Origin of the sequence: Stenotrophomonas sp. BR163, assembly GCF_047520985.2 — a bacterium.
GTDB lineage: Bacteria > Pseudomonadota > Gammaproteobacteria > Xanthomonadales > Xanthomonadaceae > Stenotrophomonas > Stenotrophomonas sepilia.
Window position 1 is genome coordinate 1 of the sequence record NZ_JAXBRE020000051.1, and the last position, 10,468, is coordinate 10,468.

Below are 10,468 nucleotides of genomic sequence, written 5' to 3' on the forward strand. Positions count from 1 at the left end.
GCACGCCGGTGCGTGTGCAGGGCTGGGGTCATCATGACCCGGTGCAGCTGATGAGCCAGGAGCCGTGATGAAACAGGTAAATCTGCAGTTGTTCGGTGCGTTTTCCGATCTGGATGCCAGCCGCGAGATTGCCGTGGATGTGGCCGGTGGCACCGTGGCCGATCTGCGCCAGGCGCTGCGTGAGCTGCTGCCGGTGCGTTGGCCGGGTTTCCGCGCCGGCCTGCTGGATTACTCGGCGTTCGCCGACCAGCAACGCGTGCTGCGCGACCACGAGGCGCTGCCCGACGATGGCCGGGTGGCGATCCTGCCGCCGGTGAGCGGGGGCTGAGCGATGAGCGAGACGATCATCGCCAAGTTGGTGGACCGCGCGCAGGCGGCGATTGATCCGGCCGAGGGCATCGCGGCGGTCTCCGATCCGGGCTTTGGCGGCATCGATGTGTTCATCGGCAAGGTGCGCGACGTCAATGTGGGCCGGCGGGTGACCGGGATCACCTACGACCTGTTCGAGCCGCTGGTGCTGAACGAGTTCAAGCGCTTGGCCGCCGAGGTCGAAGCCACGTTCGGGCCGAAGCTGAAGCTGTATGTGGCCCATGCCAAGGGCCGGCTCGGCATCGGCGATGTGGCGGTGGTGGTGGCCGCCGGCAGCCCGCACCGTGACGAGGCGTTCCGCGCGTGCCGGCAGTTGATCGAGGTGGTGAAGCACCAGTGCCCGATCTGGAAGCAGGAGCATTACGAGGACGGCGACAGCGCGTGGAGCGAGGGTTGCAGCCTGTGCCATGCGGACGGCGAAGCTTCGCACTCCCACGACCACACACATGACCACGGGCATTGACCGCGCCCTTCGGGGGGCGCCGGGTCCAGTAGATCCACGCCATGCGTGGATGAGGCGTTCCCGATGAATCCGGCCGACGCAGCCACGCATGGCGTGGCTCTACTGCGATGAGCATCAACGGCATCGTGCTGGCCGGTGGCCTGTCCAGCCGGATGGGCCGCGACAAGGCGCTGCTGCCCTGGCAGGGCCGCACCCTGCTGGAACACATGCGCGGCGTGTTGAAGCAGGCGGGCGCCGGGCGAGTGTGGGTGAGCGGTGACTACCCCGCGTTTGGCGGCGTGCCGGACCGCGTGGCACGTTGCGGGCCGCTGGGCGGCCTCTACAGCGTGGCGATGCAGATGCCTGACGGGCCGGCCTGGGTGGTGCCGGTGGATACGCCACGAGTGAGCCCGGCACTGCTGCAGCGACTGGGTCTGTCAGAAGACACCGCCTGCACGGTATTCGACGATGAACCGTTGCCGATGCGGTTGCAGATCGATGATCATTGCCGCCGCGTGCTGCGGGACTTGATTAATGATCCGATGGCGCGACGTTCACTGCGCGCCCTGCAGGAACGCCTGGGCGTGACCCGGTTGCCATTGGCACCCGAGGATCAGGCGTTGCTGCTGAACTGCAATACGCCATCAGAGTGGGAGTCCATCACAGCATGAAGGTCCAGCTGCAACAGCAATCGATGCGCCTGCGCGTGGATGAGGAAGAGCTGGCACGCTTGCTGGCCGGCGAGTCACTCGAGAACCTGACCCGCTTCGGCGGCAGCGGCGGCTGGGGCGTAGCGCTGTCGCTGCATGCCGGCGATCAGGCGGTGCTGCTCGATGGCGGTACATTCTGCCGGTTGGTACTGCCGCGCCAAGCCGTTGAGTCGCTGGCGGGGCGGTTGCCCTGCCGGGATGGCTTGGGCTTCGGTATCGCCCTGGATGACGACAGCATGTTGCAGCTGCAGTTCGATGTGGACGTGCGCGACAGCATGCGGCAGCGTGGCCCGCAGCGACGTGCTGAACCTGCGCCGGAGTAGGCGCATGGTGCGCAGGGCCGTGTGGCGCGCTGTCGTATGATGGGGGCCTTCGTTCCTGCGTTGCTGCAATGCCCCTGAACCCCTCCGCTCCCTCTGCGTCCCGACCGGCCACGCCCAATCCGGCGGCGGCCGATGACGGCGACGCGCTGCACTTCTGCAGTACCTGTGCGTTCTCGGACGCCTGCATGTCGCAGGGCTACGACAAGGCTGCGTTGGGCGAGTTGCATGTGCTGGTCGACCACGTCGGTCCGTTCCAGGCTGGCGACTATCTCTTCCGTGCCGGCGATCCGTTCGATTCGATCGCAGCGGTCCGGGCGGGCATGGTCAAGACCTTCGTCGATGACAGCCAGGGCAACGAGCAGGTACTGGGGTTCAGCCTGCCCGGCGAGGTGATCGGGCTCAACGCCATCCATGGCGCGCGCTTCCCCTGCAATGCGGTGGCACTGGATACGGTCTACCTGTGCCGGATCTCGTTTCCGCGATTGAGCCTGCTGGCCACGCGCATGCCGGGGTTGCAGGCGCGGCTGTTCAGCCTGCTCAGTGCGGAGATCGGCAAGGTCGCTACGCTGGCGGCCAACCATCGCACCGAGGAGCGCATGGCGGCGTTCCTGCTGGATCTTTCCGAGCGCTATGCCCGGCGCGGTTTCTCTGCCACCCGTTTCAACCTGAGCATGGCCCGTACCGAGATCGCCAACTACCTGCGGATGGCGCCGGAGACGGTGAGCCGGGTGCTGCGCCGGTTGAGCGACGAGGGTGTGATTGCGGTGAACCAACGTGAGATGCTGTTGCTGCAACCCGAACGGCTGGCGGCGTTGGCCGTGGCCCGGGAATCCGGACTGGACTGATCAGGCAAGCGAGGGCCGACCCATGATGCGAGCGGGGCTGTTGTTGCTGGGACTGCTGGCCACGGTGCCGGCCTGGGCGGCCACGCTGACCGTTTCGGCGGCATCGAGCCTGACCGAGAGCTTCCGTGAACTGGGCGCGGCCTACGAAATGGCGCATCCGGGAACCAAGGTCGATTTCAACTTCGCCGCGTCCGGCGTGCTGCTGCAGCAGATCGGCCGTGGCGCGCCGGTGGATGTGTTCGCCTCGGCCGACGAAACCACCATGGACCAGGCCCAGCAGCGGGCCCTGCTCGCGCCCGGCACTCGTGAGGTGTTCGCGGTGAACGCGCTGTGGGTGGTGGCGCCGCCGCAGGCCAAGGCGGCGCCGCGTACCTTGAAGGACCTGGCCGGTGCCGGTGTGCAGCGCATCGCACTGGGCAACCCGGACAGCGTGCCGGTCGGCCGCTACGCCAAGGGCGCGCTGGAAGCGGCCGGGCTGTGGCCGTTGGTACAAGGCAGGATCATCACGACGCAGAACGTGCGCCAGTCGCTGGATTACGTGGCGCGCGGTGAAGTAGATGCCGGCTTCGTCTATGCCACCGACGCGCAGGCGATGCCCGAACGGGTGCGCCGTGCGTTCGCGGTGCCGGTGTCCGGGCGCATCGCGTATCCGCTGGCGGTGACCAAGGCCAGTACGCAGCCGGCGGAAGCCAGGCGCTTCGCTGCCTTCGTGCGTTCGCCGCAGGGCCAGGCGATCCTGGCCAGGCACGGGTTCGGCAAGCCCTGAGGCATGGACCTGGACTGGAGCGCGCTGGCGTTGTCGCTGAAGGTGGCCGGCTGGGCCACCGCGATCAATCTGGTGCTGGGCGTGGCGCTGGGCGCGCTGCTGGCGCGGCGGCGCTTTCCCGGCCGCGAGCTGCTGGATTCGCTGCTGACCCTGCCGATGGTGCTGCCACCGACGGTGCTCGGCTACTACCTGCTGGTGCTGATCGGTCGCAACGGCCCGATCGGCGCGTGGCTGCAGTCGTGGTTCGGCATCAACCTGGTGTTCACCTGGCAGGCGGCGGTGATCGCTGCGGCGGTGGCCTCGTTGCCGCTGGTGTTCAAGCCGGCACGCGCGGCGTTCGAGGAAGTGGACAGGCAGCTGGAGCAGGCCGCACGCACGCTGGGTGTGTCCGAAGTGGCGGTGTTTTTCCGCATCACGCTGCCACTGGCGTGGCGTGGCATTCTTGCCGGCCTGCTGCTGGCGTTTGCGCGCGCGATGGGCGAATTCGGCGCGACGCTGATGGTGGCGGGTAGCATTCCTGGCCGCACGCAGACGCTGTCGATCGCCATCTACGAGGCGGTGCAGGCCGGCCAGGACGGCAAGGCCAATGCGCTGGTGATCCTGACCTCGGTGGTCTGCATCGTGATCCTGTTGCTGGCCGCGCGGCTGGTGGGCGGGCGTCGCCGGGAGCTGCGCCATGTGGCTTGACCTGCAGGTACAGCGCCGCCTGCAGGCGGCCGGCCAGGAATTCGTGCTGGATGTATCGCTGCAGTGCACGCAGCGCCAGGTGGTGCTGTTCGGGCCTTCGGGCGCGGGCAAGAGCCTGACCTTGAAGGCGGTGGCCGGGCTGCTGCGGCCGGGCCAGGGTCATGTGCGCGTGCAGGGGCAGACCCTGTTCGATGCGGCCACCGGTGTGGATCTGCCGCCGCAGCACCGCCAGCTGGGCTATGTGTTCCAGGATTACGCGTTGTTCCCGCACCTGAGCGTGCGCCAGAACGTGGCGTTCGGGCTGGAGAAGGGGTGGTTGAATCCGCGCGTGGGCCAGCGCTTCGATGCGGTGGAGCAGTGGTTGCAGGCATTCCGCATCGACACGGTGGGTGATCTGCTGCCCTCGCAGATTTCCGGCGGGCAGCGCCAGCGCACCGCACTGGCGCGGGCGCTGGTGACGCAACCGCAGGCGTTGCTGTTGGATGAGCCGTTCTCCGCACTGGATCATGACCTTCGCCAGCACCTGCGCCAGGAGTTGGAGGCGGTGCTGGACAAGACCGGCATCCCGTTGTTGTTGATCAGCCACGATCCGCAGGACGTGGCCATGTTCGGCCAGCAGGTGGCGCGCATGGTGGACGGCCGTATCGTCGGCGATTGACCTGCATCTGTAGAGCCGAGCCCATGCTCGGCTGCTCTGCGCGACACCGCCAGCAGCAGCCGAGCGTGGGCTCGGCTCTACAGGATCTACGGATCAATACAACTCACAGTGCGTGCGGCCTTCGCCCCGCAACGCGTCCCAATTCCCTTCGCCACCGATGGCATCGATGGCTTCGCGCACCGCGCATTCAAGGTGGCTCTTGTTGCCGCACAGGTACAGGTGCCCACCGCGGGCCAGGACATCGCGCACTTCGGCGGCACGCTGCTGCAGCACATGCTGCACATAGACCTTTTCGGCGCCATCGCGCGAGAACGCGGTATGCAGGCCGGCGAGCACGCCACGCGTGTGCCAGTCCTGCAGCTGGTCGCGGTAGAGGTAGTCGTGCTGGCTGTGCTTCTCGCCGAACACCAGGTGCACCTCGCGTGCGCAGCCGTTGGCCTGCAGTTCCTGCAGCAGGCCCATCAACGGTGCGATGCCGGTGCCGGTGCCGACCAGCAGCAGCGGTGCCTGGCCGGTATCGGGCAGGTGGAAGCCGGGGTTGGAACGGCAGTACACCCGGGCGTGGTCGCCGCCGTGCAGCAGGCTGCCGGTGGCGGTGCCGAAGCGCTCGCGGTTGCGCAGGGTGTAGCGCACTTCGCGCACGCACAGGCTCAGCTGGTCGTCGCAAGGGTGAGAGGCGATGGAATAAGCGCGCGGCAGCGGCGGTGACAGCAGCTCGCGCAGCCGGGCCAGCGGCACGCCGTCCGGCGTGGCGTGGTCCTGCAGCACGTCCAGCAGGTCCAGGCCATGCAGGTAGGCGTCCAGCTCGCACTTCTGGCTGACCTTCAACAGGCGCTTCAATCCCTCGCTGCCGCTGAGCCTGGCCAGTTCGCGCAGCACGCCCTTGCTCAGCAGGCGCAGCTCGCGGTCGTGCAGGGCGGCCACGGCGGTGCTGTCGCCGTACCAGGTAGCCAATGCCTGCAGCAGGGCAGGATCGTTCTCCGGCACCACGTGCAGGGTGTCACCCGCGCGGTAGGCCATGCCACTGCCGGCAATGTCCAGCTGCAGGTGCCAGGCAGCTGGGTCGCTGCTGTTCAAGCGGCGGCGTTCGAGAATGCGCGCGGCAAAGGCATTGTCTTCGCCATAGGCGGTGACCTGCAGGTGCAGGTCGTGGCCAGCGTTGAGGTCGCCCTCCAGCACCTGGCCCAGCACCGGCCGCCATTGCTGGAAGAACTGCTCGTAACCCAGGTCGGCGTCCACGCGGTGCAGCAGCGGCTGCGCCTGGCGCTCGCTCAGCGCAGCATCCAGCGCCTTGGTGAAGCCACAGAAGCTGGGGTAGCCGGTGTCACCCAGGCCGAACACCGCATAGCGCAGGCCGCTCAGCGTCGGGGTCTGGCGCAGGGTTTCGAAGAACCGCTCGCCATTGGCCGGCGGTTCTCCATCGCCGAACGAGCTGGAAATCGCCAGCAGCACATCGCCGTGGCCGAGACTGGCCACGTCGATGTCGTTGAACGGGAGCACCTGCGGCGCGTGCGGCTGCAGGTCCGCGCCCAAGCGCTGGGCCAGGGCGCGGGCATTGCCCGACTCGGACGCGAAACCCACCAGCAGGCGGCTGAAGGGCGTACTGGTCGGGAGGGCTTTCACGCGGCCTCGTAGAAGTCGTCGAACTTTTCCTTGCTGAACTCGACCAGGTCGTAGTTCTGCATCAGGTCGTTCACCACGCGGCGGATGCTGATGTAGGAGGTGATGTTGCCGTCGCCGTCGAACAGCGGTTGCACGGTGGTGTCGACTACGTAGAGCACGCCGCCCTTGCCGAGGTTGGGCACGATGCCGGTCCAGGTCTTGCCGGCCTTGATGGTGTCCCACATGTCCTTGTAGACCGCCTTGGGCACATCCGGGTGGCGCACGATGCTGTGCGGCTGGCCGATCAGTTCCTCGCGGGCGAAGCCGGTGAGCGTGCAGAACAGGTCATTGGCGTAGGTGATGTTGCCCTGCAGGTCGGTGGTGGAGATCACCATGACGTTCTGCATGGCGTTCAGCAGCTGGGCGTTGTCGGGGGTGTAGCTCATTGCAGGGTCCTTGTGGATGCCGGTAACGCCGGCGTGTTCGGGTCCTGCATAGAGATACGCCCGCACGGCAGCGGGCGGTTTGACATTGGTCAAGCGGGTGGCGCGAAGGGCTGCGACCGGGTGTCGCAGGGAGCGTTCACTGCTGCAGGGGAAAGCCGATCGTCTCGTGGCAATGCTGCACGAGGTGGCGACCTCCCTCATTGATGTGCAAGGTGTCTGCGTCACCGAAGAACCGCAGCAGTGCTGCCCCGGTCGTACTGCCCGCGTGCGCGGAGCGTCTGGCTGAAGATGGCAGGAATGGATCAGCTCGCGGATCGTGTCCGCCCGGGAGGTTCGCGCGCGCAAGGGTGCCTTCGATCAGTAACTGCGCACATGCGCCAGCCAGATAGGCGACTGGTTCCCGTTGCCGGCCGCGCCGAGGCTGCCCTGACAATGCGGTGGCGATATGCTGGAACTCATGAGCGGTGGTGGCGATCACGCGCCTGCGCAGCGAATCAGCGTCCGGGCTGGAGGGAAACCAGAAGCTGACCACCTGGCCCGGCCGCTCTGGTCCTGGCAGTTGTCGCCAGATGCCGCCTCCGTCACTTACGATCGTGAGCTGATAATGCACAGGCGTCCGTTCCTGCCCATTGGCCTGGAGCGGCAGTCCAGCGGATCGTGCAGCGGCCTCGCAGAGCTGTGATGCTTGCATGGCCGAAAGCGCTCCATCTGCCCAGAGAAGTCGAGTTGCGACGGATGACCACCCGCACTCGATGGACCGATTGGGATACTCCGAGCTTTCCGGGCCGGGTAGCACCGACACTGTGCTGATCTTCAGATGTGAGGATGGGCCTCGCAGCAGGGTGGCATACCCTCCATCGGGACTGACCAGGTCCCGGGGAGGCAGTTGGATGGATTGGCACGCACTTGTGGCCAGAAGGATTGCCGTCAGCCCAGCATAGAGCGCGAGGGCGGAGCCCGGTTGGGTACGCTTGGGCTGACGGCGCTGCATCAGGGGGGCAGCCCGCATTGATATGGCGATGGATACTTCGTACAGACCTGAAAGTCCGAGACTGAAACCGCTTTGGTGGCTCCGCCGTATCGAGAGGCCGCCGCGATGGTATTTGGTCCAGGGGCTGCACCTACATCGAATGTTGCAAGGTCGTACCTCAACTCGGTCGCTGGACCGGACGCAGATGCGGCCCAAGCGTTCGCGGCATCCGGATCAACAAGCCGGAGGACGGTTCCTGTTCGATGCCATTGGAACTGCTTGGCGGCGATGGTGGCTCCTTGCCGGCCATCATGCAGCAGCAGGGTTACAGATCCATTAGCTGGGAAGGCTATGGATGAACCCGAGACGTCGATTTCGAACTGAGCGGCATCTGGCACTTCTGATGTCGACGCCAGCAGAATTCGCTCGAACCAAGATAGGCCATCACGTTCGCCTCCGCCGATCTTGCCTCCAATCCTGCCTTCTATCCGGCACTTCTTGGTTTCTTCGCACGATGCGCTCAACTGCCACTCCGTTGGCCCGCAGCCAGCAGAGATGAGGGTGATACCGATTGCCGCCACGATAGCTCGTAGATTGCTCATTGGTACTCTCCAGGTTTGACATCGATTGACCGATCAGCTCAACCCGCTGGCTCGGTACTCAATGCGTATCGACGCTGGCTCGATCAGGCAATCGGAATTGTTTCAAACACCTGCGGTGGTTGGCTCCGGGTCACATTCGATGCACCAGAGACATGCGCAGGTCGCGCAATGGCGACGCTTGCGCCTGCAGTCACACCATGTGGGGAAGTCGCGGGCGCGTCAGCCCATCAGATAGCGCAGCAGTCCGGCCGAGGTGACGCCGATCAGCACCGTCGGCAGCATCGACAGCCGCGTGGCGGCCAGCAGGGTGATCGCCAGTGCGGCCAGGTCGGCCGGCTTGTCGGCGACGAAGTCCGGGGCTATCACCGAGATCAGCACGCAGCCCGGCGCGGCTTCCATTACCGTCACTGCGCGTTTGCTCAGCGTGCGGTTACGCAGCGCGAGGAAGCCGGCGATGCGGGTCAGGTAGGTGGCGGCGGCCATCAGCACGATGGTCAGTGCTGAAGTCCAGTGGATCAAGCCATTGAAGATCATGCTGCGTCCTCCGCCAGCAGCCAGGCTGCGGCCAGGCCGGCCAGTGCGCCGCTGGCCACGTACCACGCGCCCGGGATCAGCAGGTAGGTGGCGGCGGCGACGACCAGGCTGACCAGCCACGGCCGCGCAGCCTTCATGCCCTGCCACATGCCGCGCAGCAGCACCAGGAACACGGCGGGGAAGGCCATGTCCAAGCCATAGGCGTGGATGTCGCCCAGCATCGGGCCGACGATTGCGCCGAGTGCGGTGCAGGCCACCCAGACGGTGTACAGGCCGGCCGACACGCCCAGGTAGTAGGCCAGGCTGAAACCGAGGGTACGGCGACGCGCGTCGGCCACACCCAGCGCCCAGCTCTCGTCGCACATGAAGAACAGCGCCGGCAGCACACGACGGCGCGGCAGGTGCTGCAGCAGTGGGGCCAGGCTGGCGCCCATCAGCAGGTGGCGGCTGTTGACCAGGGCGGTGATGGCCACGATCAGCGCGATGTGCGGTGGCGAGGTCCACAGTTCGACGGCGGCGAACTCCGAGCCGCCAGCGAAGTTGAGACCGGTCATCAGCGGTACTTCCAGTGCGCTCAGGCCCTTCTGGGCCGCCTGCGCACCGAGCACCAGGGCAAACGGAATGAAGCCGATCATCACCGGCACGGCGGCGCGCAGGCCGCGCAGGAATTCGGCACGCGGGGCGGTATCGCAGGTGGCGGGCGGGGGGAGGGTGGTACGGGCGTCCATGGAACGGCACAACAAGATGGGGGTGGCCCATGCTAGCGGTCCAATCACGAAATCGGGTTGCGTTGATGCCACTTGATTCTGGATGATTGATATTTCATGCGGCCAGAAGCGAAACGGGTGAAATTCCATGCAGTACCAGCTCGACAACCTCGATCGCCGCATTCTCGACGCCCTGCAGCGCGATGGCCGCCTGCAGAACCTGGAGCTGGCCCGGCTGGTCGGGCTGTCGCCGTCGGCCTGCCTGCGCCGGGTGCGTCTGCTGGAGGAGGGCGGCTACATCGACCGCTATGTGGCCTTGTTGAACGAGGCCAAGGTGGGGCGGGGCTTCACGGTGTTCGTGCGGGTGTGGCTGCGCGGGCAGGACGAGGACACCACCAACCACTTCATCAACAGCATCAAGTCTTTCCCGGAAGTGCTGGAATGCCATCTGATGGCCGGTGACTGCGATTTCCTGCTGCGGGTGGCGGTGGCCGACCTTGATGCCTACCGGCAGTTCCAGATGCAGCACCTGAACCGGATCGCCGGCGTGCAGAACACCAAGACCGAGATTCCGATGCAGCGGATCAAGCAGACGACCCAGCTGCCGCTTTGAGGGATGGGGTTTGCGGCCGGGTTGCACCCGGCATCCGCGGGTAGTGCCGGCCGCTGGCCGGCAACCTCAACAGCAACAGCAACAGCGGGCCTGCTGAGGGATGGCGGGGTGGGTCCGGTTGCGGGGGACGCTGCAAGTACGTCCATGTAAGCTCGGTCGCCGCATCCATGCGGCTCACGCCCCCGCAACCGGAC

Annotated in this window: 15 protein-coding genes; 9 read left to right on the top strand and 6 right to left on the bottom strand. The window is 66.4% G+C overall.

What is annotated here, in order from left to right; genetic code table 11:
- The first annotated feature begins 67 nt into the window (after window positions 1-67).
- From ACM0PY_RS20745 to ACM0PY_RS20780, 8 genes are all read left to right on the top strand, one after another.
- Window positions 68-328, top strand: a complete 261-nt coding sequence (locus ACM0PY_RS20745; protein WP_017354494.1) for a MoaD/ThiS family protein — start codon at window positions 68-70, stop codon at window positions 326-328.
- 3 nt (window positions 329-331) lie between these two features.
- The gene (locus ACM0PY_RS20750; protein WP_134972751.1) at window positions 332-832 is read left to right on the top strand and encodes a molybdenum cofactor biosynthesis protein MoaE; all 501 of its coding nucleotides are present in this window, start codon (window positions 332-334) and stop codon (window positions 830-832) included.
- A 107-nt stretch (window positions 833-939) separates the two neighbouring features.
- Window positions 940-1,482, top strand: coding sequence for a molybdenum cofactor guanylyltransferase (mobA, locus tag ACM0PY_RS20755; protein ID WP_134972752.1), 543 nt, complete (start codon window positions 940-942; stop codon window positions 1,480-1,482).
- Entirely contained in the window at window positions 1,479-1,844 is a 366-nt protein-coding gene (locus tag ACM0PY_RS20760) for a hypothetical protein (RefSeq protein WP_111008040.1), read from the top strand. The genes mobA and ACM0PY_RS20760 overlap by 4 nt, the downstream gene beginning before the upstream one ends.
- Before the next feature lie 68 nt (window positions 1,845-1,912).
- Window positions 1,913-2,689 (top strand): helix-turn-helix domain-containing protein, encoded by a 777-nt coding sequence (locus ACM0PY_RS20765; RefSeq protein ID WP_065196412.1) that lies wholly within the window; start codon window positions 1,913-1,915, stop codon window positions 2,687-2,689.
- Window positions 2,690-2,711: 22 nt separating this feature from the next.
- Entirely contained in the window at window positions 2,712-3,455 is a 744-nt protein-coding gene (gene modA, locus ACM0PY_RS20770; RefSeq protein WP_235646863.1) for a molybdate ABC transporter substrate-binding protein, read from the top strand.
- A gap of 3 nt (window positions 3,456-3,458) precedes the next feature.
- Window positions 3,459-4,142 carry a molybdate ABC transporter permease subunit gene (gene modB, locus ACM0PY_RS20775; protein ID WP_414609508.1) on the top strand — a complete coding sequence of 228 codons (684 nt, stop codon included), beginning with the start codon at window positions 3,459-3,461 and terminating at the stop codon, window positions 4,140-4,142.
- A complete protein-coding gene (locus tag ACM0PY_RS20780; protein ID WP_235646782.1) occupies window positions 4,132-4,800 on the top strand; it encodes a sulfate/molybdate ABC transporter ATP-binding protein in 669 nt (222 codons plus the stop codon). The genes modB and ACM0PY_RS20780 overlap by 11 nt, the downstream gene beginning before the upstream one ends.
- A gap of 93 nt (window positions 4,801-4,893) precedes the next feature.
- Here the strand turns inward: ACM0PY_RS20780 and ACM0PY_RS20785 are convergent, their stop codons facing one another.
- The 6 genes from ACM0PY_RS20785 to ACM0PY_RS20810 form a co-directional block, all read right to left on the bottom strand.
- Window positions 4,894-6,423 carry a flavodoxin domain-containing protein gene (locus tag ACM0PY_RS20785; protein WP_180886481.1) on the bottom strand — a complete coding sequence of 510 codons (1,530 nt, stop codon included), beginning with the start codon at window positions 6,421-6,423 and terminating at the stop codon, window positions 4,894-4,896.
- The gene (locus tag ACM0PY_RS20790) at window positions 6,420-6,848 is read right to left on the bottom strand and encodes a PAS domain-containing protein (protein ID WP_134972627.1); all 429 of its coding nucleotides are present in this window, start codon (window positions 6,846-6,848) and stop codon (window positions 6,420-6,422) included. Before ACM0PY_RS20790 ends, ACM0PY_RS20785 begins: the two co-directional genes overlap by 4 nt.
- A gap of 136 nt (window positions 6,849-6,984) precedes the next feature.
- Window positions 6,985-7,539 carry a ubiquitin family protein gene (locus tag ACM0PY_RS20795; protein WP_134972626.1) on the bottom strand — a complete coding sequence of 185 codons (555 nt, stop codon included), beginning with the start codon at window positions 7,537-7,539 and terminating at the stop codon, window positions 6,985-6,987.
- Window positions 7,540-7,838: 299 nt separating this feature from the next.
- Window positions 7,839-8,420 (bottom strand): hypothetical protein, encoded by a 582-nt coding sequence (locus tag ACM0PY_RS20800; protein ID WP_180886479.1) that lies wholly within the window; start codon window positions 8,418-8,420, stop codon window positions 7,839-7,841.
- 219 nt (window positions 8,421-8,639) lie between these two features.
- A complete protein-coding gene (locus ACM0PY_RS20805; protein ID WP_134972624.1) occupies window positions 8,640-8,954 on the bottom strand; it encodes an AzlD family protein in 315 nt (104 codons plus the stop codon).
- Window positions 8,951-9,682 carry an AzlC family ABC transporter permease gene (locus ACM0PY_RS20810; RefSeq protein WP_134972623.1) on the bottom strand — a complete coding sequence of 244 codons (732 nt, stop codon included), beginning with the start codon at window positions 9,680-9,682 and terminating at the stop codon, window positions 8,951-8,953. The genes ACM0PY_RS20805 and ACM0PY_RS20810 overlap by 4 nt, the downstream gene beginning before the upstream one ends.
- A gap of 127 nt (window positions 9,683-9,809) precedes the next feature.
- Here ACM0PY_RS20810 and ACM0PY_RS20815 point away from each other — a divergent pair, with 127 nt between their 5' ends.
- On the top strand, window positions 9,810-10,274 hold the full coding sequence (locus ACM0PY_RS20815; protein ID WP_005413654.1) for an Lrp/AsnC family transcriptional regulator: 465 nt from the start codon (window positions 9,810-9,812) through the stop codon (window positions 10,272-10,274).
- Window positions 10,275-10,468 lie beyond the last annotated feature (194 nt).

Coding starts and splice junctions, on each gene's coding strand:
- ACM0PY_RS20745 (WP_017354494.1), top strand. CDS start 68: ATGAAACAGGTAAATCTGCAGTTGTTCGGTGCGTTTTCCGATCTGGAT.
- ACM0PY_RS20750 (WP_134972751.1), top strand. CDS start 332: ATGAGCGAGACGATCATCGCCAAGTTGGTGGACCGCGCGCAGGCGGCG.
- mobA (WP_134972752.1), top strand. CDS start 940: ATGAGCATCAACGGCATCGTGCTGGCCGGTGGCCTGTCCAGCCGGATG.
- ACM0PY_RS20760 (WP_111008040.1), top strand. CDS start 1,479: ATGAAGGTCCAGCTGCAACAGCAATCGATGCGCCTGCGCGTGGATGAG.
- ACM0PY_RS20765 (WP_065196412.1), top strand. CDS start 1,913: ATGCCCCTGAACCCCTCCGCTCCCTCTGCGTCCCGACCGGCCACGCCC.
- modA (WP_235646863.1), top strand. CDS start 2,712: ATGATGCGAGCGGGGCTGTTGTTGCTGGGACTGCTGGCCACGGTGCCG.
- modB (WP_414609508.1), top strand. CDS start 3,459: ATGGACCTGGACTGGAGCGCGCTGGCGTTGTCGCTGAAGGTGGCCGGC.
- ACM0PY_RS20780 (WP_235646782.1), top strand. CDS start 4,132: ATGTGGCTTGACCTGCAGGTACAGCGCCGCCTGCAGGCGGCCGGCCAG.
- ACM0PY_RS20790 (WP_134972627.1), bottom strand. CDS start 6,848: ATGAGCTACACCCCCGACAACGCCCAGCTGCTGAACGCCATGCAGAAC.
- ACM0PY_RS20795 (WP_134972626.1), bottom strand. CDS start 7,539: ATGCAAGCATCACAGCTCTGCGAGGCCGCTGCACGATCCGCTGGACTG.
- ACM0PY_RS20800 (WP_180886479.1), bottom strand. CDS start 8,420: ATGAGCAATCTACGAGCTATCGTGGCGGCAATCGGTATCACCCTCATC.
- ACM0PY_RS20805 (WP_134972624.1), bottom strand. CDS start 8,954: ATGATCTTCAATGGCTTGATCCACTGGACTTCAGCACTGACCATCGTG.
- ACM0PY_RS20810 (WP_134972623.1), bottom strand. CDS start 9,682: ATGGACGCCCGTACCACCCTCCCCCCGCCCGCCACCTGCGATACCGCC.
- ACM0PY_RS20815 (WP_005413654.1), top strand. CDS start 9,810: ATGCAGTACCAGCTCGACAACCTCGATCGCCGCATTCTCGACGCCCTG.